This window comes from Arthrospira sp. PCC 9901, from assembly GCF_059013425.1.
This window is the reverse complement of sequence record NZ_CP102296.1, coordinates 4,427,033-4,451,614: the sequence shown is the minus strand read 5'-3', so window position 1 is coordinate 4,451,614 and position 24,582 is coordinate 4,427,033. Positions and strand designations below refer to the sequence as shown.

Sequence of the window (24,582 nt, the reverse complement as noted above, 5' to 3'; positions counted from 1 at the left end):
CCTTTTAACCGAAAAATGTCAATATCTCCATTATCTAATAGTATAGCGTCAACCTCCCCGAAAGTCAACCCACCCCCCCCAAAAAAAGGTCGATTTTTTTAACCCTGAAAGTTTGATTTTTTAATCAAGCTGCGATCGCCCCAGGTTCAGGGGTTGACAGGGCTGCGGAAATTGTTTATAATTACTATAGTAATGCTAAATAATCGAAATATTACCTTTTAACCGAAAAATGTCAATATATCCATTATTTAATAGTATAGCGTCAACAGCCCCGAAAGTCAACCCACATCCCAAAAAAGGTCGATTTTTTTAACATTTCTTAACAATTTGATTTTTTAATCAACTCCCCCCGCATAGCTAAACAGGCTGTTCCGTAGGCAGCTTGGGTGTGTGGAGAAGGGAGTACAGGGACTCGGAGATGATGGTGGCGAATAGTAGTCCAGGTGGAATTTTTGGCCCCACCGCCAGCAGTATAGACGCGCTGGAGAGGACTTGCGCCTAGGTTTTGTAAAAGTTGATAACCTTGAGACTCAATACGGGCGATCGCATTTAGTAAGCCATGGAGAAATTCTACATCATTACTGGGGCGAGGTTCAAGACGGGGTAACAAATTGGGGTCATTGATAGGAAAGCGATCGCCCGGTTGCAATAGGGGATAATAATCTAGGAGAGTGGGAGTGTTAGGATTAATCTGGCGGCTGAGGCTTTCCAATTGGCGATCGCTAAAAAAGTGTCGCAATATGGCACCCCCCGTATTAGAAGCGCCGCCAGTCAGCCACAAATCACCAAACCTGTGGCTGTAAATGCCATATTTAGCAACATTGATAGCGGTAGGACTTAACAGCTTTAACACCAGGGTTGAACCTAGGGAAGTGACAGCCTCCCCAGGGGAACTAGCACCGGAGGCTATGAAAGCGGCGATGCTATCTGTAGTTCCGGCTCTAATTATACAATCTGGGCGCAATCGAAAGCGATCGCTTAATTGTCGATTAATAGGGCTAATACAGGTTCCTGGGGTCAGGACTTTTGGCAAAATCGGCGTAAATTTACCCCCCCATTTAATAGCCTCTAACAACCACGACTGATAGCAAAGATTCACCACATCATAGCCGAGTTTGAGACTATTATGATGGTCACTAATACCCAACTTATCATGTAATAAAAATCCTAGCCAGTCTGCTTGATGCAAAAAATATAACTTTCCGGGTGGCGGCGGGGTAAGATTTTCTTGCCACCAGAGTAGTTTGACCAAGCTAGAGGTACTACTCAAAACCGGATTGTCTGGGGGTGCGATCGCTTTTAGTCTCTCCACAATAGCCTGATCACAACTGTGATGATAAGCGAGCGGTGCGGTGACCGGATTCCCCATCTCATCACATAATAACACTGTAGCAGAAGTACCATTAATGGCGATCGATCTAATCTGAGAACATAAATCTTTAGGAATTTGATTGAGTAACTCAAATAACCCATTTTTCCAGAGTTTCGGTGATTCCATAGTCACCAATGATTCCTTCCAGGTACAAACCCCCTCTGCATGAACCCCTCCCAGGGTATCAATCACTACTGAACGAGCCCCAGAAGTACCAAAATCTATACCTAAAAATAGATTCATAATAAATGTCAGTGATTAACAATAAGCAACTCGCAAAGTGGTACAATTATATATTTGTGTCTTCACAATTATATTAAGTTTTGCAAAAAAATCTTGATTTTCATAGTTAACCCTAGACTTTTGCGGGTCAAACAGCTATAAATTAATAACCCGTGGTAGCATCTCGAATTAGATCAACCATTGGTCAACTTTTTTTTCAAATACTGAATTAGGAGATGAAATGGATACAATTGCCTACAATCATCTAGTCTCTAGCTATGAGTCTCCCCAGCAGTTCAACCTCAGCGACAACTTGATTCTGTTTCGGGGTGTTAACTGGAGTAAAGTTTCTACTACCTGCTTAATGCCAATTATCGGTGCAGCCATTGGTTTGTCAATTTTGGGTTCCACCAGCGCCGCCCAAGCCTCCATCTACTATGGTTCCTCTGGCAACCATGTGGTACAATTGCAGAACGCCTTAGCTAATCATGGCTACTTCCGCGCGCGGTCTACCGGCTATTTTGGTTCAATTACCAAGCACTCCGTTAAAGCCTTTCAGCGTGACTATGGGTTGGTAGCAGATGGCATTGTTGGTCCCGCCACAGCTTCCGCTTTGGGACTCCATTGCTACACCTCCTGCTATGTTAAATCTCCTCCCAAACGCCATTATGGCTATCATGCAGCCAGTCACCGCCCCCGTCGTGGTCGTGGCTACCATAAATCCCTGTCCCACGGTGACAGTTGTTCCCGAGTTACTAACTTGCAACATAAACTAGCTTACTACGGTTATTTCCACGCGCGCGCCACCGGATATTTTGGTCCAATTACCACCAAAGCAGTTAAAGCCTTCCAGCGTGACTACGGCTTGAGAGTTGATGGTGTGGCGGGTCCGGCTACCTTGGCGGCTTTGGGAATGTAGGATTTCCTCAAAATTTGGTTTAATTATTATCGACAAGCCTACATCGTTTTGGTGTAGGTTTTATTTGTTGAAGGTGCGAGGTTCTTGTGAAAATATTAGTTGTTGGAAACGGTGGTAGAGAACACGCCTTAGCTTGGACACTCACTCAGTCAGAAACAGTCCAACAGGTTATCTGTACTCCCGGAAATGGCGGGACTGCTACCCTAACCAAATGTCAAAATAGAAATATCCCGGTTGAGGATATCCCGGCTATTGTTGCTTTGGCTAAAGATGAAGCCATTGATTTGGTGGTCGTCGGTCCAGAAGTGCCCCTGGCTTTGGGTATTGCAGATGAACTTACTAAAAATCATATTAAAGTATTTGGACCCGGACGTGAAGGCGCAAAATTAGAAGCGAGTAAGTCCTGGGCTAAAGATTTGATGTTAGCAGCAGGAGTCCCTACCGCCACGGGGGCTGTATTTACTGACCCCCAAGCTGCTAAAGACTATATTACTCAAGTTCCCATTGTTATTAAAGCTGATGGACTCGCGGCGGGAAAAGGGGTTATTGTTGCTACTAGCCTGGAAATGGCTGATTCGGCTATTACCTCCATTTCTCAGGGAGAATTTGGTCAAGATAATTGCCAAATTGTGATCGAGGAGTTTCTACAGGGTCAAGAGGTCTCGGTTTTAGCTATTACTGATGGTAAAACTATTCGCCCCCTAATTCCGGCTCAAGATCATAAACCTATTGGAGAAGGTGACACGGGACCTAATACTGGCGGTATGGGCGCTTATGCGCCTACTCCCCTGGTCTCTGATACGTTAATGGTGAAAATACAACGGGAGGTTCTTGAACCTACTTTACAGGAACTTCAAAACCGGGGAATTGATTATTGTGGTATTATCTATGCGGGATTGATGATTACCCCTGATGGTGATTTAATGGTTCTGGAGTTTAACTGTAGATTTGGAGACCCGGAAACTCAGGCTGTACTCCTCATGTTAGATACTCCCCTAGACCAGATTTTAACAGCTTGTTGCGATCGCCGTCTGGCAGAACTTCCCCCTATTCGTTGGAAACCCGGAGTTTCCCTATGTGTGGTTTTGGCTTCCTGTGGTTATCCGGGAACTTATCCAAAAGGTAAGCTGATTACTGGTATTGACGCAGCATCAGCCTTGGGTGCTAAAGTATTTCATGCCGGAACTCGCCTGGTCGATGGACAAATAATCACCGACGGGGGCAGAGTTTTGGGTGTAACCGCTATCGGTGACACTGTAGAAACTGCTATCACCAATGCTTATCAGGCTGTGGACTGCATTAACTTTGACGGAATGTACTGTCGCCGAGATATTGGTTTTAGACTCCGACAAAGCCAAAATTAATCAATTATGTACAGCCTTAACAAAACTTAACTCCAATTTTTGCTAAACTGTGGTAGAGAATCTGGCGATCGTCTACGCTAGATACTGATAAGCAGTTCCCCAACCCAGAACCGTACAAGATGCTGGCAATTCTCACCAAACTTCCAGAAATTCTCAGAAATTGGTGGTCTGAGTTTACCCTACAAACCCGACTCATGGCGGGAGCTACCCTGGTGGTGTCCCTATTGATGAGCGGTTTAACCTTTTGGGCCGTTAATACCATTCAGCAAGACGCTCGTCTTAATGATACCCGCTATGGTCGAGATTTGGGCTTACTTTTAGCCGCTAATGTCGCCCCCATGATTTCTGAAAATAATCGGGAAGAAGTAGCCCGCTTCTCCCGTCAGTTCTACACCAGCACCTCTAGTGTGCGATATATGCTCTATGCTGACCCCGACGGCGAGATTTTCCTCGGTCTCCCCTTTTCTGATTCCGCAGTCCAGAACTCCCTCACCCTGCGACGACGGATGCAACTACCAGAAAATTTTATCGCCAGTGTCGAAGCTAGGGATTATTCCGCTTTACCTATGGTCCGCCAGCATCTCACCCCTGGGGGTCAAATAACAGATGTATTTGTTCCCCTAATGCACGATGACAAATATCTGGGAATTTTGGCGATCGGTATTAATCCTAATCCCACCGTTGTCGTCTCCTCTAACTTAACTCGTGACGTTACCTTAGCAGTTTTCGTCTCTATCTGGGTTATGGTAATTTTAGGGGCGGTTTTTAATGCCCTAACCATTACTCAGCCGATTAAAGAACTACTAATGGGAGTCAAAAATATAGCTGCTGGTAACTTTAGACAACGCATTGATTTACCCTTTGGCGGTGAATTGGGAGAACTCATATTGAGTTTTAATGAAATGGCAGAACGCCTGGAAAGCTACGACGAACAAAATATCGAAGAGTTGACCGCCGAAAAAGCCAAGCTAGAAACTCTGGTTTCAACTATTGCAGATGGTGCAGTTTTAATAGATGCTGAACTTAATCTAATTCTCGTCAACCCGACCGCGCGTCGCCTCTTTGGGTGGGAACGTCAAAGCGTCATTTCTGAAAACGTTTTAACCTATCTTCCCGCACCAGTATTACAAGAACTATCTCAACCATTACAAAAAATTGCCTCTGGAAACCTAGAAGGAGGAGAATTTCGTTGTTCTCTCACTGAACCAAATAATCGGACTCTCCGCATTCTTCTCACCACAGTTTTACTACATAAATCTCCCGGTGTAGAACCCCTCTGCGCTAGTTGTATCTATGACCACGATAATAGTTGCACCTCCCCCCAAAGACCCCAAGCTAATGAATGTACATTCTACAATCAAGATGCCACCGTCAAAAATCAGGAAAACTATCGGGAAAGTTTAAAAGGCATTGCTATGACCGTTCAGGATATCACCCGAGAAGTCGAACTAAATGACGCTAAAAGCCAGTTTATCAGTAACGTTTCCCATGAGTTGAGAACACCTTTATTTAACATTAAATCTTTTATCGAAACTCTCCACGACTATGGCGATGATTTAAGTGAAGAAGAACGTCGAGAATTTTTAGAAACCGCTAACCATGAAACTGACCGCCTTACCCGTCTAGTTAATGATGTTTTAGATTTATCTCGCCTTGAGTCCTGTCGTATTTATCACATGGAACCTGTTGATATTGCTCATCCTATTGAACAAACCCTACGGACTTATCAACTGAATGCGCGAGATAAGGGAATTGAATTGAGTAAAGAGGTAGAACCTAACCTACCAACTGTTAGAGGTCACTTTGATTTGTTGTTACAAGTCCTTACTAACTTGGTCGGAAATTCCCTCAAATTTACCGAAGCTGGAGGAAAAGTAATAATTCGTGCATATTTATTAGATGATAGCCATCATATCTCCCTGGCTGATAGTCGAGAAGCGGAAGAAATTGAACGGGGAGGTTGGATTATGTCTCCACCACCACCTCGACCTTTAGATAGGCATATTTCCCACAATTCACACCTATATCAGAGAGTGGTACGCATCGAGGTTTCTGATACCGGAAGCGGTATTGCTTTGGAAGACCAAGAATATGTTTTTACTCGCTTCTTTAGAGTCGAAAATCGAGTGCATACATTGGAAGGTACTGGCTTGGGTTTATCTATTGTTAGGAATATTATTGAAAAGCATAATTCTCAGGTACATTTGGTTAGTGAGTTGGGAGTGGGAACTACCTTCTGGTTTGATTTGGCTGTCTACCAGGAAGACCAACAAAATTTGATTCCTGATGTGGTCGCACCAGCTATGGAGTTCCTATCATGAGCTATTATCCCCATGTCTACGCCATCAACCAATATGCACAAAATGTCGATTTTTTCAAGATGTCTATTTTGGGCTTCCTCTCCGTAGCCTAAAATTGGTGCATCGGGATTTTTTTTAATTGCTCAGAGAATAATTATTTTGGCGATAGAATAGGGGTTATAGCCCCTATTTTTACAAATAGACACAGTAACCCCTTGGGTGCGATTTACTCTACCCTACCATAACCCCTATAATCTCGTCAATATTTTGAGAGAAATTATCAATAAAAATGTATTAATTCTTAACAAACTTTATAAAATTAAAACTATTGGCAGCGACACATTAGTAAAACTTAACTTAAATTAGCCCAAATTGCGATGATAAATACACAGGACACTGACTGGTATAATCTCAACCATTACCCAGAGTATAGAATCATCAAGATAATAATGGTAGCCAAAAACATTAGCCCCTTGGCCGGAAAAATCGCCCCAGGTGATATCTTGGAAAATATCGATCGCCTTATTGAGCAATATTATTCAGTGCGTCCAGATCCCAACAATCCTCAACAGCAAGTAAGCTTCGGTACATCTGGACACCGGGGATGTTCGGCTAACGGCACTTTTAACGAAGACCATATCCTAGCAGTTACTCAAGCGACGGTAGAATATCGCCGCCACCAAGGCATTACGGGTCCCCTGTATATGGGTCACGACTCCCACGCTTTATCTGAACCGGCGCAAAAAACCGCCCTAGAAGTTTTAGCAGCCAACCAAGTAGAAACCTACATAGCCACAGAGGAAGGAAATGGCAGATTTACCCCCACCCCGGCGGTTTCCCATGCCATTCTCACCTACAACCGCCAACGTACAGAAGGTTTAGCGGACGGTATTATCGTCACCCCCTCCCATAATCCCCCGTCGGACGGCGGCTTTAAATACAATCCCCCCTCTGGCGGTCCGGCAGGTCCGGAAATCACCAAATGGATTGAACAACGGGCTAATCAAATCCTGGCTGATGGTAATCGCGCGGTAAGTCGCAGCCCTTACAATCAGGCATTATACGCCAGCACCACCCACAGTTTTGACTTCATTACCCCATATATTGCTGACCTGGAAAATATTATCGATATGGCAGCAATTCGGGAATCAGGAATTAAAATAGGTGTTGACCCATTGGGGGGTTCTAATATTGGTTATTGGGAACCTATTGCAGAACGTTATGGGTTAAATTTGACTATAGTCAATCCTACAGTTGACCCGACTTTTGGGTTTATGACTGTAGACTGGGATGGGAAAATTCGCATGGACTGTTCCTCTCCTTATGCTATGGCGAATTTGGTTAAACTCAAAGATGATTATGATATCGCTTTTGGGAATGATACGGACTCAGACCGACATGGTATTGTTACCCCTAGCATGGGATTAATGAACCCTAATCATTTCCTGTCTGTGGCTATTTGGTATTTATTCACTAATCGACAAGGCTGGAGTCCTGAAAGTGCGATCGGGAAAACTTTAGTTAGCAGCAGTTTGATTGACCGGGTAGCTAAGGATATTAATCGCCAACTTTGTGAGGTTCCTGTAGGCTTTAAATGGTTTGTAGATGGCTTGCTAGACGGTTCTTTGGGTTTTGGCGGTGAAGAAAGCGCTGGCGCATCTTTCCTGCGAATGGATGGCACAGTTTGGACTACTGATAAAGATGGGATTATTATGGATTTACTGGCGGCGGAAATTACGGCTAAAACTGGTAAAGACCCTGGTATGCACTATAAAGACATGACTGAACGTTTGGGTCGCGCCTACTATTCCCGTATTGATTCTGCTGCTAATTCTGAACAAAAAGCACGCCTCAGTAAGTTATCTCCAGAAGATGTGAAAGCATCAACTTTGGCGGGTGATCCAATCGTGGCTAAAATGACTAATGCACCGGGAAATAATGCGGCTATAGGTGGTTTAAAAGTTACGACGGAACAAGGTTGGTTTGCTGCACGTCCATCGGGTACAGAAGATGTCTATAAAATCTATGCGGAAAGTTTTAAGGGGGAAGAACATTTGAATCAGATTATTTCGGAAGCACAAAAAATTGTGAGTGACACCTTTTAATAATTAATCAATTTTCCTGAGAAGCTGGGTTTTTAAAAACTTTTTTCCCAATTCTACCCGGCTTCTCAAGTCCTGGTAGTCTGATGATTATCTCAAGTTACTTCGTCACTCCCAGTCTTCCCAGAAATGGCTAACCCTAACACCTGCCAAGGTTGCATCTTTCGGTCAAAAACCCCAACCCTTTCCTCCAATAAGTTGACGGCATAGTTGACCTGGACTCCTAAACTATTCTCGAATTCCAATACTCCCCCACTTCCTTGACACTCATAACCTCGTATAATCCAAGTCTGGTGGTCTAAGTGCGATCGCTTCACAGCCATTAACACAAAATTACTAGCACTAAAACCTAAAAAACTCCGACAGGACTCACCACCAGTTATCCCCACATTAGATAACTCTAAAACCCTCACCTGTAGCGGCTGATTAAACTCATAACCTCGTCGCACAGTTTCCCCCTGTCGCCAATCACCTAAATGGGGGTAAATACCATAACTAAACTCATGAACACCTACATCAGCTTTCGGGTCGGGCCATAAAGAACCCCGTAGCAAACTTAAACCAATTTCATCTGGCTTAAAATCATATCCATACTTACAATCATTTAGCAATGATACACCATAATTACCATCACTCAGACTCCCCCAATTTAAAGCAGGAACTTCCCATTTGGATTTGTCAAAATTTGTCTGGGGTTCGGTCTTTCTCTCCATTACACCACAAGGGATTTCATAACTCAGTAAATCTGCATTTATAGACAATGGAAAATAACCCTTCATTAACACATGATTCTCTCGCCACTCTACTCGACACTCAACCCGTAAAATTGGCGACCATATCGATAAAACATAATCTTGACAAAACCGAGAGTTATTAAATCTCTTGAAAACTCGCAACCTCCCGCGTAGATAACCTTTTTCGACAAACTCAATTGACTCTAGTTGCGGACTATCTAAGGGATACTTATGATAATTGGGGTCAATATTCCAAGCATCCCAATATTGTCCCTGGTCTCGAAACAGTCGCCATTGATGTCCGGGATATGTCAAGACTTCCCGACTATTGACTTTATCAAAAATCTCGATTAAGTCTCCTGTTTCTCCCGACACTTTTACCCGTAAATACTGATTCTCAAATTCCCAATTTTCGGAATTTTTACGATTAGTATTGACATCTAAACGGGAACCTGATATAGTGTAGTAAAGTCGGAAAAGGTGCGCGCATATAAGGTCATTTTTCGGCTCAAACCCTTGATTCATGGGGGTTTCAGGGGATTTAGGCACTAACCAGAAACAGCGATAACCGACTGACGGCACATCAGTTGCAAAAAACAGCAATTCAGACCGACCTGAAACCCGCACCAGTTGGGAATTTAAGGCATTTCCAGTGCTTTCGCAAACATCCCAACTTCCCTGGGGGGGTAATGGGACTTGGACAATTTCGGAACGAGTCCAATTGAGGGGGTTAAAGACGACAATGGGTATAGCTTGAGGTTGTGGGGGGTAAGGGAGAGAAATGGAAGAAGCGATCGCATCTAATGCTCTATTTTCAGCATCTCCAGCGGTTGTCGCGGCTGCCTGCCAACCCCGGTTAGCATCCTCATAGACCTCAGCAATAGCGGACCCTGGGAGGATATCATGAAACTGATTAAACAAAACCCCCTTCCATGCCTCTTCTAAGGTCGCCTGGGGAACTTCAAACCCGGTCACGATAGAAGCGACAGCGGACCACAACTCAGCCCGATAGAGCAACCCTTCGCACAAACGATTCCAACGCTTTTGGTCAGCGTGGGTAGTATAGCAACCTCGATGAAACTCGAGATATAACTCATCATTCCACACTGGAAGATTGGGTAAATCACCCAGCCCATCCAAATAATCGACGGCGGACATAAAACGCAAATCAGGAAACAGAGGGGACGATCGCCAACGACGGATGACCTCCAACATTTCCCGCGTCGGACCGCCGCCATGATCGCCAACTCCTGGCAACCATAAACACTCATTTAAGCCAGTTTGAGACTCCCACTCAATGCCATAGTTTACTAACTTGAGGGGTTCGACATTTTCCCCAATTGGTGCAGACATCAAACTGACAATTTCGGTACCGTTCAAACCTCGCCAGCGAAAACAACCATAGGGAAAGACTGTTGTATCATTCCACCGCAACTTTTGAGTCGCAAAAAAATCAATCCTTCCCAGAGTCAGCAACTGGGGAAGTTGCCAAGAAAAACCAAAACTATCGGGTAGCCAAGCTATACGGGAGACTTCCCCAAACTTCTCAGCGACATAATATTGACCATAGAAAATTTGGCGAACAATTGACTCCCCAGAAACGGTATTTAATTCGGGTTCAACCCATAAACCAGCGGCGACCTCCCAACGCTTCTGGGAAATCCGATTTTGGATTAACTTAAACAAATCGGGTCTATTTTCCTCAAGCCAAGCATATAGCGCGGGGGTAGAATGAGTAAAAATCAACTCAGGAAAATCATCCTGTAAAGCGAGGACGGACTCAAAGGTTTTAATGGCGACCGACCAAGTTTCGGCGACTGACCATAGCCAAGCCAAGTCTAAATGAGCATGACCTAAAAACCTAAACTTAACTAACTTTAAATCCGCACAGGTCTCCCAACACTCTCGCAGACGGAATAACTCGGACATCAATAAATGGCGATCGCCTACAATATCCCAATTTATCCTACTAACGGCTTCCCCTAACTCCTGCCACCTTTGGGGAGAGAGGAGGGGGAAAACTTGTGCGCGACTTGTCAACTCCAACTCATCAATATTTCCCTTCAGCAGATAACTAGAGTAAACCGCCAACTCGTCGCCAATAAAACCCGGATCAATATCTCCAACTTTTCCGGCTTGGTAGACACAACTAGAGGCTACCAAAGCACCTCGATCATGAGGGGGACTTACCAACCTTAAAAAGATCCTAAACTTGGTGGAAGGTAAGACGGACTCGGACAAAACGATCGCTGTCCTACAATCAAATAAATCTCCCGACTGTACCAAACTACCATTAACATAAACTTCAGCCAACTGTGCCCACCAAACCAAACTCAATTTCAAGCATAAACCCTCCAACCTATACCCCCCTAAATTAGCGGGAATATTAACCTCCTGGGCTAACCACAAAACTTTCCCCCCCTCAGACCAAGCTACATGACCCCGATCATTCAAATCCACGAAGGACCAATCACGCCACCCCTGGTTCATTTGTGGGGAAATATCTCCCTCATGAAACCGCCACCGTCTCTGAAGATCGGATCTGGTCATCTCCCGCAATCTGGCGATCGCCTGATTAATCACAACACGACTATCATCAGAACTAGATAAACTCATGTTCAGCCATCAACCACTCAACTAACAAACATCATGACTTATCCTGTTGGCTCTTGCCTATTCCCTGTAAGTTGCTGTACAATGGAAGGCACGAGCTATTAATAACCCCATAAACCATCTCTTAGCATAACTTGAGCCTATATGTCCTCAGCCTACTCCGGTCCCTATAAAAGCCGCCTGTTTAACTTCCTCCTGAGCAACTATCAGCAATTTACTGATGCTTGCGATCGCACTTGGCGCAATATTCGCTACGCGACCAGCGCCACCACCCAAATTTTACTTTATCCGATTTATCTAATTCTCCAAAATACTCCTCTGAGCAACTTTACACTTCCCACCCCCAAAGTCTCACCATCATTACCCTCCGCAGAAACCACGGCGAAGGAGAACCCCCAACCACAACCATCATCTTACCCTACTGTACTTTTAGCGATCGACAACACGATCGCAGAAATTGAACCTCAAATCAAACCGGTCGCCACGACGCTTTTCCATAACTTCCACCTATGGATATTTTCGACCCTCAATTATTTACTCAAAGAACCCACCGATAATCTCAACCCCTCTCTAAGGGTATCGGTACCACTTCCAGATCCTTGGAAAACCTCAAAACCACCTTTACCTTTAACCAATTCTCAACCTCAATTTAGATTAAACTCGACTTCCCCCAAGACTCGGACTCCTCAACTTCCCCCCAGTCAAACTCTCCCTAATTTTCCCAAGTTAGAATCACAAATACTGGAACAATTAAACCACCATCAAGGATCACAACTACAACTAGCGACTTCCCCTAACACCTCCCTCACAGAAGGTGGTAGCATAGCCTATTCTCAAAAACGAGAAGTAGAAGCTAAACCATTATGGTTAGAAACACCAGCAGAAGCGATCGGATATGTTAAACATCCCCTACAATCTTTAATTGAATGGTTGGATAGGGTTATAGCGATCGCTGAACAAATTATCATCAAAATAGTTAACTGGTTAAAATCATCCCCACACCTTTCAATTATCCAAAAATTAGCCCCACCTCGCTCCTAATCACCCTTGACACCTACCTCCACATCTGCTTTTATATTAAAAATAGGGCATATTTGGCTATACGCTTGATTCTTTATTCAACACATTACCTCCCAACTCCCACCTTCGACCTGTCAACTCTCGGACTTCCCCCAACTCTCACCCGTCAACTCCCACCCGTCAACTCTCGGACCTGTCAACTCTCGGACTTACCCCACCTCTCACCTGTCAACTCCCACCCGTCAACTCTCGGACTTCCCAACTTTCCAACTTCCCAGCTTTCAAACTTCCCAACTTCCCAACTTCCCAACTTCCCAACTTCCCAACTTTGAAACTCTCCAACTCTCAGACCTGTCAACTCTCGGACCTGTCAACTCTCGGACTTACCCCACCTCTCACCTGTCAACTCCCACCCGTCAACTCTCAGACTTCCCCCAACTCCCACCCGTCAACTCTCGGACTTCCCAACTTTCCAACTTCCCAGCTTTCAAACTTCCCAACTTCCCAACTTTGAAACTCTCCAACTCTCCGACCTGTCAACTCTCGGACTTCCCAACTTTCCAACTTCCCCCAACTCCCACCTCCGACCTGTCAACTCTCGGACTTCCCCCAACTCTCACCCGTCAACTCTCCAACTCTCGGACTTGTCAACTCCCACCCGTCAACTCTCGGACTTCCCAACTTTCCAACTTCCCAGCTTTCAAACTTCCCAACTTTGAAACTCTCCAACTCTCAGACCTGTCAACTCTCGGACCTGTCAACTCTCGGACTTACCCCACCTCTCACCTGTCAACTCCCACCCGTCAACTCTCAGACTTCCCCCAACTCCCACCCGTCAACTCTCGGACTTCCCAACTTTCCAACTTCCCAGCTTTCAAACTTCCCAACTTCCCAACTTTGAAACTCTCCAACTCTCAGACCTGTCAACTCTCGGACTTCCCAACTTTCCAACTTCCCCCAACTCCCACCTCCGACCTGTCAACTCTCGGACTTCCCCCAACTCTCACCCGTCAACTCTCCAACTCTCGGACTTGTCAACTCCCACCCGTCAACTCTCGGACCTGTCAACTCCCACCCGTCAACTCTCGGACTTCCCAACTTTCCAACTTCCCAGCTTTCAAACTTCCCAACTTCCCAACTTCCCAACTTTGAAACTCTCCAACTCTCAGACCTGTCAACTCTCGGACTTCCCAACTTTCCAACTTCCCCCAACTCCCACCTCCGACCTGTCAACTCTCGGACTTCCCCCAACTCCCACCCGTCAACTCTCGGACCTGTCAACTCCCACCCGTCAACTCTCCGACCTGTCAACTCCCACCCGTCAACTCTCGGACTTCCCAACTTTTCAACTTCCCAGCTTTCAAACTTCCCAACTTCCCAACTTTGAAACTCTCCAACTCTCAGACCTGTCAACTCTCGGACCTGTCAACTCTCGGACTTACCCCACCTCTCACCTGTCAACTCCCACCCGTCAACTCTCGGACTTCCCAACTTTCCAACTTCCCAGCTTTCAAACTTCCCAACTTCCCAACTTCCCAACTTCCCAACTTTGAAACTCTCCAACTCTCAGACCTGTCAACTCTCGGACTTCCCAACTTTCCAACTTCCCCCAACTCCCACCTCCGACCTGTCAACTCTCGGACTTCCCCCAACTCTCACCCGTCAACTCTCCAACTCTCGGACCTGTCAACTCTCAGACCTGTCAACTCTCGGACTTCCCAACTTTCCAACTTCCCCCAACTCCCACCTCCGACCTGTCAACTCTCGGACTTCCCCCAACTCCCACCTCCGACCTGTCAACTCTCGGACTTCCCAACTTCCCAACTCTCGGACTTCCCCCAACTCCCACCTCCGACCTGTCAACTCTCGGACTTCCCAACTTCCCAACTCTCGGACTTCCCCCAACTCCCACCTCCGACCTGTCAACTCTCGGACTTTCCAACTTTCCAACTTCCCAACTTCCCAACTCTCGGACTTTCCAACTTTCCAACTTCCCAGCTTTGAAACTCTCCAACTCTCAGACCTGTCAACTCTCGGACTTCCCAACTTTCCAACTCTTGGACCCGTCAACTCTCCAACTCTCCAACTCTCCAACTCTCCAACTCTCCAACTCTCGGACTTACCCCACCTCTCACCTGTCAACTCCCACCCGTCAACTCTCGGACTTCCCAGCTTTGAAACTCTCCAACTCTCGGACCTGTCAACTCTCCAACTTCCCACCTCACACCAGCTCCCCTTGACATCTACCGCCGCCTCTGCTATGATGTAACCGTAGGGTAAATATGGCTATACGCTTGATTATTTATTCAACATTCTTTCCAGAAAGCGATCGCCACCTCACCCCAGCTCCCCTTGACATCTACCGCCGCCTCTGCTATGATGTAACCGTAGGGTGAACATGGCTATACGCTTGATTATTTATTCAACATTCTTTCCAGAAAGCGATCGCCACCTCACCCCAGCTCCCCTTGACATCTACCGCCGCCTCTGCTATGATGTAACCATAGGGTAAACATGGCTATACGCTTGATTATTTATTCAACATTCTTTCCAGAAAGCGATCGCCCCAGAAAGCCATAAAATCCTTAAACCAAAGCCCAAATTAAGATATGATGGGAAAACAGTGCAAATTGCATAACCCAATCAAAAACCGATTCCCCAGGGAGTAATAAAACAATGGTAACTCTGAAAATCATCGTTAACATCGTTGTCCTCTTCTTCGTAGGCTTATTTATCTTTGGATTCTTATCCAATGACCCCTCACGAAACCCCAAACGTCGGGACTTAGAGTAATCCGGCGGAATTCCCAAGCCAAAACCTGATCTAGGGGGGTAAATGGGGTGATCAGTTATCATGTATAACCAATAACTCCATTTACCCTATTATCACCGATTTAGGATAAGTTTGACTAGCCATAATATGTGGTTAATTGTTATCTAAAAAACTGCCTATAATTACCCTATAGATTGGCATCTTTCCCTAACTAAACTACCAATATAAATAGCTAAAATCCGCTAGGATTAACTCCTTTTAATTGGCTAGGGAGAAGTTAATAACCATGCGATCGCACCTAGTCCGATATATGATTTAAAAGGCAGATTCTCTCAAGGGATCAGCCCATATATCAGATTGAAATATGTATAAGGATGGTGTGAAGAATGTCAAAGATTACTAATGAACAACCCCAGCCAGAATTGACAGATAAAGCCGAACAAATTTTGCGGGGGGCGATGCCAGAATTTCTCACCCACGGTTATGCTAGTACCAGTATGGATAGAGTCGCCAAAGCAGCCGGGGTGTCCAAACAAACCCTATATAGTCATTTTTCCGACAAAGATGGGTTGTTTACCGCCCTAGTCAAAAGGATAGCCTCAGAAAAACTCCGAATTGTGTGGTCGCCTCCCCTATCAGGGAAACCAGAGTTAGTGTTACGAGACTTAGCCAAGCGAATACTAATGGAAAATATAAGCGATCGCGAATATCTTGGCTTTATCCGGTTAATCGTCTCCGAGTCAGGAAAACGCCCAGACCTAGCCCAAGTATTTTTAACAACCCTAGTCAAGCCCGCCATAGACACCCTGACAGAGTATTTAAAAACCTGCCAAGAATTGACCATTACCGACCCAGAAGCCACAGCCCGAATCTTCGTAGGCTCCCTGATTCATTATATGGTAGTCCAAGAGATTTTGCAAGGCAAAGATTCCCTACCCATGACAGCCGATCGCCTAATCGATAATTTAGTAGAATTAATTATCCATCAAAAAGCCCTACCATAAAGAATCATCATCAAAATCCTGTCATGTCGTCATCTCCCAGTTATCGCCCCCCATTTTTCCTCAAAAACGGGTTAATAATGACCCTTTATACAGCCCGGCAAATTAGCAAAACCTGGCAAAATCACACCCACGAACCCGCCCCCCACTATCAACAAAAAATCTTCACCGGGGCGGGGGGTGTCCCCATCTTTGGTATTTATGCAATTCCCCCCAACCCCCAAGGCACAATAATTGCCACTTATGGCATTGTAGGAGACTTAGAAAATCAGTGGTTTTTAAAAATACTAGGTCGCAAAGCCTTCGCCCATGGTTATGCGGTAGTATTATTCGACTGGCGCGCCCACGGTAAAACGGGTAAACTCTCCCCCACACTGCAATCTGACGGCTTATATGAAGGACAAGACTTTGTAGAAATTGCTAACCAGTCACTCGCCCTAGGCTGTCCAGCCCCCATAAGTTTATTAGGTTTTTCCTTGGGGGGACAATTAGCCTTGTGGGGGTTAAAAGCCGCCCAAAGTTCCAGCAATTTAGACATAGCTGGTGCAGCCGTAGTTTGCCCTAGTTTAGACTCCAATAGATCCCTAACCTATTTAGAAAATCATCCGGTCGGGAAGTATTTAGAAAAAGCCATTACCCGCCAACTGCAAATACTCGCCCATAAACTGAATCAAAACCACCCCAATATCTTCAATCAAGAAGCGATCGCCAGAGTCAATTCAATTCGTAGTTTTGACCACGAATTAGTAATTGAAAAACTAGGATTTGCCACAGTAGAAGACTATTTTACCGCCACCAGTGGCTTGCAGATTTTACCGCAATTATACAAACCCACCCTAATTTTATATGCCGAAGATGACCCTCTATTCGACCCCAGCATTATCCCCGATTTAAAAGCGTTAGCGAGACAGAATAAAGCCATTGACCTATGGCTAACCCCATCAGGAGGGCACGTCTGCCATATTAGCAGTAAATCCTGTCAAAAACAATGGGGCGATCGTGACCCTTGGTGGGCATGGAATCGCATTTTAAACTGGTTTGGAAGCCGGCGATGATTATGCACCCATAGCCAGGCGACGTGATTATTGTAACCGTCAAATCACAATCATCTTAGGGTGCGTCGCCTTCTCGCCGCCGCCGGGAAAACCAGACTTGGCGAGGGGTTATCAAGACTCTGGTAGAATAGAGGATGGACTGGAGAACTAGCCCCTAGGGATGGCGACCCACGCGAGACCAACCCATTGGCCACACCTTAATACTATTATCAAAACTGCCACTAACTAAAGTTGGCTGAACCGGGTTAAAAACAACATTCACCCAGTGTTGATGACCTTTAATCGTCCCTATTAAGCCCCCTGAACCGATTTGCCATAACTTAACAGTACCCTCAAAATCCCCACTAGCCAGAGTTTGACCATCAGGACTAAAAGACAGAGATTGAATTTTATCACCATGACCCGTCAAAGTTTGCAGAGGGAGACTGGTAAAATATTCCAACTCCAGGCGATTTAAGTCCCATAGGCGCACAGTCCGATCCCAACTTCCCGTAGCCAGAGTTTGACCATCAGGGCTAACAGCCAAAGACCAGATAGCTTGAGGATGAGCCGCTAAACTCCGCCGCAATTGACCAGTTTCCCGATCCCATAATTCCAGCAAACCATTACTGCTACCACTGATTAACATTTGACCATTAGCACTAAAAGCGATCGCCTGTATCTGTTCCTCGTAACCCCGTAAAGTTCTTTCCTCAAAGCCGGTGTCAACATTCCACAAGCGAATCGACCCATCACCTCCCGCACTAGCCAAACTAGCACCATCAGGACTAAAAGCCAAAGCATGAACCCAACCCCGATGACCAGGTAACACCCGCACCAGACGACTATTCCACAAGTCCCAAATCCGAATAGTGCCATCACCCCCAGCACTAGCCAAAAATCGACCTTCAGGAGCGATCGCTATTGTAGCAACCGGTTGGTTATGACCAGATAAAGTATTAACTACAGTCCCCGTATCAATATCCACCAAGTTAATCGAGCCATCAGTCTGACCACTAGCTACCAATTGACCATCGGGAGTAATAGCGATCGACCAAATCGGCCCATCACCCGATCGCAAAGTCCGCACCCCAGAGGATTTTCTCTTCTGATAACCGCGACGATAATTATCAGGTCTGTTTCTGTTATAGTTAGGGCGAACCTCCGGCATTCTTCTCACCGGAATTTCAGGGCTTCTGGGGCTTTCGGGAACTGGAGTCGGCAATCGCGAAGCCAAAATCAGAGACAGTATTGTCAGTGCAATTCCACCCCAGGCCGTCATAATCCACTGCTGGTCAGAACTTTCCGCAAACGCCCCAGCCGTTGGTCCTCCTTTCAAATAAGCGATCGCCTCCGATGCTGACTGATAACGACGGGCCGGATTTCGCTCTACCAACCTATCTAAAATCCTTCCTAATCGACGGCTAACAGGGCGTTTAAGGTAGTCTCGCCACACCCAAGTATTTGATTTAACATCAAACAACTCAAAAGGCGAAACATCCGTCATTAAGTGCAGACAAGTCACCCCCAAACTGTAAAGATCATTTCTCCCATCAAAATGTCCTTGAGTTTGTTCTGGGGCCACATATTCCGCCGCCCCCATCATCCGTTCACCAGGGTATTGTTCAACCTCCACCAGAGGAATAGCCGACCCAAAATCCACCAGAGACAAACGATTACCCCCAGAACCATCATATTGAGGGGAACGAACAATATTTTCCGGCTTAATATCCCCATGAACAATACCATTGTCATGGACAACCTCTAGCACCGGAAGTACAGACGTAAGTAGATCCCAAATCTGGATTTCTCCAAATACCCCATCACTAGCCAACTCATCAGCCAAATTGCGTCCGCGAATATACTCATGAACAAAATACTTAGATCCATCCTCTTCAAAACTCGCCCAAAGTTCTGGAATCAAAGAAAGGTGACCAATTCTCTCCAACTCCCGCGCACGCAACTTCAAATCGACTATATGCTTATAGCAATCAATTTCACCAGTTCCAGAATCAACATTTTCCGGCGAACCTATAAATTGCTTAATCGTACATTGAGGCTTAGACGGCTTATCCTCATCCACAGCCAAAAAAGTCCGACTGTTAGCACTTTCTCCTAAAATCCTCACGATCCGGTAGCGGTCTTTCAGGCGCAAACTAGCTCCACAACTCTTACAAGTCCTTTGACCAGGAGAATTCTGCGGGTGCTGACACTGGGGATTTATGCAGTAACTCATAACCAGGCATTGTTTCGGTGTATTCTAATTATATGATATGCTTTTCACACCTGGGTAGCCACACACCCTAGCATAAAAACCATGTAATCAAACGCAACACCCTATATATATATGTCGCTAATTCGCATATCTCCCGACTGGCAACTACCCGAAAAACTCGTTACCCCAGAATCAGCCTTTGTCAACCGCCGTAAATTTCTCAAACAAGTAGTCGGCGCAGGACTGGCCGCCTCTATTTTACCCCTACAAGGATGCGATCGCACTTCTGCCACCTTCCAGACTACCCAAACCACCTATCCCAACCTAGCCCAAAATCCTAACTTTCTCAACCTCTCATCAGCAACTACCCCCGAAGACCTCGCTACCCGTTATAACAACTACTACGAATTTGGCGGGTCTAAATCTATTTGGGAAGCCGCCCAAAACCTCCCTACCGATAACTGGCGAGTAGAAGTCTCAGGACTCGTCAAAAATCCCCGCACCTACGATATCGACGATTTACACAAAAAATTCCCCCTCCAAGAAAGAATCTATCGATTTCGCTGTGTCGAAGCCTGGGCTATGGTAGTTCCCTGGGTCGGTTTTCCCATGCGTCTACTCATGGCCGACGTTGAACCCACCAGCGCCGCCAAATTTGTCCGCTTCACTTCCTTTTATGACCCCAAAATCACCAAAGGTCCTGGTTTCTGGGCTACTAATTATCCCTGGCCCTATACTGAAGCATTAACTATTCAGGAAATGGCTAATGAATTGGCATTTTTTGCCACCGGAATTTATGGCAAAACTCTCCCCAAACAAAATGGCGCACCTTTACGCATGGTTCTACCTTGGAAATACGGCTTTAAAGGCGCTAAATCTATTGTCAAAATCGAATTTTTAGACCACCAACCTCCCACATTTTGGAATACCTTAGTCCCTAACGAATATGGCTTTGTCGCTAATGTTAACCCTAACAAACCTCATCCCCGTTGGTCTCAAGCTACCGAACGCATTGTTGGTAATGGTCCGAGTTTCTCCTGGGACACTCAACCCACATTAATTTATAACGGCTATGGAGAATATGTAGCCCATTTGTACACCTGAAAAGTTCACCAGCCAGCTAACCCACACTCTCTTTAGCAGACTAAGTGCCTTGCGCCCCTACCTTATTTGAGTCACGACACCTACCCCACCGAATGCGTAGCTAGTTCCCCCCCTCTGTCCTCAGCAGTTAAACAAGTCGTGAAGATCCTTAACTAGCGTCCTTCTTATCTAACCTGTATCGAGACTCATTCCCCAATTTCCCTTGCTTCAGCCCCGAGAGCGTCAATTGCTCAACCTCCTGGGAAATCATGATCTTCCCATTTATGTTAAGTTTTGTCACAAATTTTAATTGATGTTAAAAATTCGCCCGATTCGAGGCAGGGGACTTGACTTTTGCCTGGGCTTCATGGTATATTCTATATAATCGAGATATATGCTTTTTTTCTGGGATAGACATATTCCCATTATTTAACTATAAATCTATCATAGCATTCCTCGCCGTCCCTGTCAACCTCTATTCTTTCCGCGCGAGGGTTGGTTAATTGAATAAAAAATCAAGTTATTCTTGAGCGCCAGCGGCTCTCAACAGCTTAACAATTTCGTGATGTCGGTTAAATTCGGCTAACATTAAAGCTGTACAACCCCCACGATGTTTAAGATTAATATTTGCACCGCGTTCAATGAGCAATTGAACTGCGAACTGATGACCACGATGAGCGGCCCACATCAAAGCTGTAGCTCCCTTGTCGTCCTGAAGATTCAGGTCAATTGGGGTAAGAAGTAGCCGTTCAATAATCGCCACATTTCCCACTTCAGCGGCGGTCATTAAAGGAGTTTTACCGCCTTCTGTAGTCAGATGAATATCGGCACCACTATTAAGCAGGATTTGTACAGCGTTTAAATCTCCCTGTCGGATAGCCAAAGAAAGAGGAGTTTCGCCACTAATTTTAGCATTAAGAAGAGCATCACGGCGATCGCGAGAAATACGAGGAACTAACAGAGCCATAATCTCACCATGTCCCTGGATAGCTGCTAACATCAGGGGGACATCGCCGAAGCGATTAACCGCGTGAACATCAGCCCCCCAACCGAGGAGAAGTTTGACCATATCCTGGTGTCCTTCTAGGACGGCCAAATGTAGAGCAGTTTCACCATCGCGATCGCCAGTATAAATATCAGCCCCAGCTTTAAGCAAGGCACTAGCGATAGATAATTGACCCTGAGCCGCCGCGGCCATGAGAGCCGTGCTACCATCGCTATTGCGGGCATTAACATTAGCCCCAGCTCGGATCAACAATTCTACCATTTGCCAATCTCCCCTATCAGTAGCCACCATAAGGGGAGTTTCCCCAGACTCATTACAGACATTGACATTTAAACCCATGTCTAGCCAGGTGGGGAGACCTTCAGGGCGACCAGAGGCAACCACCTGAAATAATATGCTCGAATCAGGTAATGGCTCTAAGGTAGCCCCAGCTTCCCGGAGGTCTTCAGCAATTTCGAGATGGTTTTGTGATAGTGCTAATTTCCAGGCTGTATCGCCGGAGCGATCGATGACATTAACATCAGCCCCATGGTGCCATAGCAATTTTACCATAGAGCGATCGCCCATCTGGGTAGCAGCCATGAGAGCCGTGCTACCGTCCTCATTTTGAGCATTGACATTAGCGCCGCTTTGTAGTAGTAAACGAACACAGTCAAGTTGACCATGAGCCGCCGCCACCATAAGAGCCGTGATACCATAGCGGCGACTAGGATAATTAACATCAGCTCCCCGTTGCACCAACACCCGCAAAATCTCCAAGTATCCTGCCTGTGCTGCCAACATTAACACCGTAACACCATCGCGATCTTTAGCGTTAGCATTTCCCCCCTTAGCCAGGATAGCGCGGGTGTTAATTAAATTACCCGTCTTAACCGCTCTAACTAAGGTACTGTCCCGCTGTGTTGTTGAACCCATGAAATGTTTTTCTCATCCCACTCGTTGGTTGGAGGACAGAACTACGATGACTCCATAATAGAGAACCCCGCAGTTGCCAATTGCATCTTCGCAGGATCTATCAAAAACAGTCAATCTTTTTAGCCCATAACATAAGCAAATTCCCACAGCCGGAAGATATCACAAACACAACTGATCAGTAATATGCTAAGTTTTATGAAGATTTCATCATTTTACCGATTCGGAGAACACTATGGATCTGCCAATTCCAGATACTATCAAACCCTACCTGAATTTTATTCACCCAGCGATTATGTGGGTGTTGTTAGCCCTAACAATTTACGCAATGTACCTAGGGGTGCAAATTCGGCGCACCAGGTCATCCGAGGGGGAACAGAAAAAAGAACTGATCAAGGGAAAATTCAATAGCAAACACTATCAAGTCGGGTCGCTGATCCTGGCTTTGATGGTGCTAGGCTCTATTGGTGGAATGAGTGTCACCTATATCAACAACCATAAATTATTTGTGGGTCCTCATCTCCTAGTAGGATTAGGGATGACTGGAATGGTGGCGGTTTCAGCTTCTCTGAGTCCCCTGATGCAAAAGGGGGTTAATTGGGCGCGATATACTCATATCGGCTTGAACACAGTATTGTTAGGACTGTTTTTGTGGCAAGCCCTAACAGGGGTAGAAATCCTGCAACGGATTATCAGCAATATGTAGTTTGACACTCCCCGCGCTAAAGCGACGGGGATTCTTCACTCAACGAGCCAACTTGCTCAGACAGGATTGCTCCAGCCAAAGTAGAGGTCGATTCTCCTGAAGCGTTGCTTGCGTCTAGCGCCAAAGTTCCGGTATGCCCTACCGTACTCAATCCCCGACTAAGGATGTTTCTCGCTGCATTATAGTCCCTGTCCATCACACATCCACATCGACAAACATGAGTTCGAGTGGATAAAGTCTTCTGCACAATGACACCGCAGCGAGAGCATTCCTGGCTTGTCCTGTGGGGTGGAACAGCAATAGTGCTCTTGCCGAACACCTTGCCAAAATATTCCAACCACACCCGAAACTGATACCAGGAAGCGTCGCTAATCGATTTAGCAAGGCTGTGATTTCGCACCATATTCCTGATTCTCAAATCTTCATAGGCTACCAAGTCGTTAGACTGGATTACGCATCTTGCCAACTTCACAGCCAAATCTTTACGCTGCCTACTTATCTTGAGATGGCGCTTGCCTAGAACCACCTTGGCCTTGGCTCGATTCTGACCCCCTTTCTTCCTTCTGGAAACAGTGCGCTGCGACTGCTTTAGTCGTGATTCACTTTTCCTGAGATGCCGGGGGTTTCCAACTGTTTCACCGTTGCTATCGGTGTAGAACTCTTTGAGTCCAACATCCAAGCCGATGGCTCGACCAGAGGGTTCAACAAATTCAGTCCGTTCTACACGAATACAGAACTGAACATAGTAGCCATCGGCTCTTTTGACGAGGCGAACTCGCTTAATCTGCTCTATTGGATAGAAATGCAGATCACGAGTGCCTTTGAGCTTTAGTCTACCAATGCCCTTCTTGTCGGTGAAGGTGATTGCCTTGCGATTCGAGTCTAACTTCCACCCAGAGGTTTTGTACTCTACCGAGCGGTTATTTTTCTTAAAAGAGGGAAACCCTTTCTTTCCGGGGATACCCTTCTTGCAGTTTTCGTAGAATCGAGAGATTGCACTCCAGGCTCTTTCTGCGGATGCTTGCCGAGCCATGCTGTTGAGTTCAGCAGCAAAAGGGAATTCCTTAGCAAGTTGAGCACATAGCTTTTGCAGGTCGTTCTGTCCAGTTCCCTGGTTGTCCATCCAATAACGGATGGCTTTGTTTCGGATGAACTGAACTGTTCTCACCGCCTCGTCTATGGCGCTGAATTGCTGGGGTTTTCCGTA

General features: G+C 45.8%; 18 protein-coding genes. 13 read left to right on the top strand and 5 right to left on the bottom strand.

Going from position 1 to position 24,582, the window contains the following annotated elements:
• Positions 1-319: 319 nt before the first annotated feature.
• Positions 320-1,615 (bottom strand): FGGY-family carbohydrate kinase, encoded by a 1,296-nt coding sequence (locus tag NLZ44_RS19715; protein ID WP_493750882.1) that lies wholly within the window; start codon positions 1,613-1,615, stop codon positions 320-322.
• Between the two features lie 220 nt (positions 1,616-1,835).
• Between NLZ44_RS19715 and NLZ44_RS19710 the strand changes: the two genes are divergently transcribed.
• From NLZ44_RS19710 to pgm, 4 genes are all read left to right on the top strand, one after another.
• Positions 1,836-2,513 carry a peptidoglycan-binding domain-containing protein gene (locus NLZ44_RS19710; RefSeq protein ID WP_006625779.1) on the top strand — a complete coding sequence of 226 codons (678 nt, stop codon included), beginning with the start codon at positions 1,836-1,838 and terminating at the stop codon, positions 2,511-2,513.
• A gap of 86 nt (positions 2,514-2,599) precedes the next feature.
• On the top strand, positions 2,600-3,877 hold the full coding sequence (gene purD, locus NLZ44_RS19705) for a phosphoribosylamine--glycine ligase (RefSeq protein ID WP_493750881.1): 1,278 nt from the start codon (positions 2,600-2,602) through the stop codon (positions 3,875-3,877).
• A gap of 119 nt (positions 3,878-3,996) precedes the next feature.
• Positions 3,997-6,198: an ATP-binding protein gene (locus tag NLZ44_RS19700; protein ID WP_493750880.1), complete on the top strand. Its 2,202-nt coding sequence runs from the start codon at positions 3,997-3,999 to the stop codon at positions 6,196-6,198.
• Between the two features lie 428 nt (positions 6,199-6,626).
• Positions 6,627-8,282, top strand: a complete 1,656-nt coding sequence (gene pgm, locus NLZ44_RS19695; RefSeq protein ID WP_493750879.1) for a phosphoglucomutase (alpha-D-glucose-1,6-bisphosphate-dependent) — start codon at positions 6,627-6,629, stop codon at positions 8,280-8,282.
• Between the two features lie 92 nt (positions 8,283-8,374).
• Here pgm and NLZ44_RS19690 read toward each other — a convergent pair whose 3' ends face one another.
• Positions 8,375-11,629, bottom strand: coding sequence for an alpha-mannosidase (locus tag NLZ44_RS19690; RefSeq protein ID WP_493750878.1), 3,255 nt, complete (start codon positions 11,627-11,629; stop codon positions 8,375-8,377).
• Between the two features lie 141 nt (positions 11,630-11,770).
• Here NLZ44_RS19690 and NLZ44_RS19685 point away from each other — a divergent pair, with 141 nt between their 5' ends.
• The 7 genes from NLZ44_RS19685 to NLZ44_RS19655 all read left to right on the top strand — a co-directional run bounded on the left by NLZ44_RS19685 (position 11,771) and on the right by NLZ44_RS19655 (position 17,474).
• Complete coding sequence (locus NLZ44_RS19685; protein ID WP_493750877.1) at positions 11,771-12,667, top strand: hypothetical protein; 897 nt, start codon at positions 11,771-11,773, stop codon at positions 12,665-12,667.
• Between the two features lie 489 nt (positions 12,668-13,156).
• Complete coding sequence (locus NLZ44_RS19680; protein ID WP_493750876.1) at positions 13,157-13,798, top strand: hypothetical protein; 642 nt, start codon at positions 13,157-13,159, stop codon at positions 13,796-13,798.
• Positions 13,795-14,199 (top strand): hypothetical protein, encoded by a 405-nt coding sequence (locus tag NLZ44_RS19675; RefSeq protein ID WP_493750875.1) that lies wholly within the window; start codon positions 13,795-13,797, stop codon positions 14,197-14,199. The genes NLZ44_RS19680 and NLZ44_RS19675 overlap by 4 nt, the downstream gene beginning before the upstream one ends.
• Complete coding sequence (locus NLZ44_RS19670) at positions 14,196-14,915, top strand: hypothetical protein (protein WP_493750874.1); 720 nt, start codon at positions 14,196-14,198, stop codon at positions 14,913-14,915. Before NLZ44_RS19675 ends, NLZ44_RS19670 begins: the two co-directional genes overlap by 4 nt.
• A gap of 407 nt (positions 14,916-15,322) precedes the next feature.
• Positions 15,323-15,439, top strand: coding sequence for a photosystem II reaction center protein I (locus NLZ44_RS19665; protein ID WP_006616470.1), 117 nt, complete (start codon positions 15,323-15,325; stop codon positions 15,437-15,439).
• Between the two features lie 365 nt (positions 15,440-15,804).
• Positions 15,805-16,422 (top strand): TetR/AcrR family transcriptional regulator, encoded by a 618-nt coding sequence (locus NLZ44_RS19660; protein ID WP_493750873.1) that lies wholly within the window; start codon positions 15,805-15,807, stop codon positions 16,420-16,422.
• A 77-nt stretch (positions 16,423-16,499) separates the two neighbouring features.
• On the top strand, positions 16,500-17,474 hold the full coding sequence (locus NLZ44_RS19655) for a YheT family hydrolase (RefSeq protein WP_493750872.1): 975 nt from the start codon (positions 16,500-16,502) through the stop codon (positions 17,472-17,474).
• A gap of 154 nt (positions 17,475-17,628) precedes the next feature.
• Here NLZ44_RS19655 and NLZ44_RS19650 read toward each other — a convergent pair whose 3' ends face one another.
• Positions 17,629-19,689 carry a protein kinase domain-containing protein gene (locus NLZ44_RS19650; protein ID WP_493750871.1) on the bottom strand — a complete coding sequence of 687 codons (2,061 nt, stop codon included), beginning with the start codon at positions 19,687-19,689 and terminating at the stop codon, positions 17,629-17,631.
• Between the two features lie 111 nt (positions 19,690-19,800).
• On the opposite strand from NLZ44_RS19650, the gene msrP reads away from it, so the two are divergent.
• On the top strand, positions 19,801-20,772 hold the full coding sequence (gene msrP, locus NLZ44_RS19645; RefSeq protein WP_493750870.1) for a protein-methionine-sulfoxide reductase catalytic subunit MsrP: 972 nt from the start codon (positions 19,801-19,803) through the stop codon (positions 20,770-20,772).
• 499 nt (positions 20,773-21,271) lie between these two features.
• On the opposite strand, the gene NLZ44_RS19640 is transcribed toward msrP, so the two are convergent.
• Entirely contained in the window at positions 21,272-22,672 is a 1,401-nt protein-coding gene (locus NLZ44_RS19640; RefSeq protein ID WP_493750869.1) for an ankyrin repeat domain-containing protein, read from the bottom strand.
• A 232-nt stretch (positions 22,673-22,904) separates the two neighbouring features.
• Between NLZ44_RS19640 and NLZ44_RS19635 the strand changes: the two genes are divergently transcribed.
• On the top strand, positions 22,905-23,375 hold the full coding sequence (locus NLZ44_RS19635; RefSeq protein ID WP_006619778.1) for a DUF4079 domain-containing protein: 471 nt from the start codon (positions 22,905-22,907) through the stop codon (positions 23,373-23,375).
• A gap of 16 nt (positions 23,376-23,391) precedes the next feature.
• Here NLZ44_RS19635 and NLZ44_RS19630 read toward each other — a convergent pair whose 3' ends face one another.
• Complete coding sequence (locus NLZ44_RS19630; protein ID WP_493753033.1) at positions 23,392-24,555, bottom strand: RNA-guided endonuclease InsQ/TnpB family protein; 1,164 nt, start codon at positions 24,553-24,555, stop codon at positions 23,392-23,394.
• Positions 24,556-24,582 lie beyond the last annotated feature (27 nt).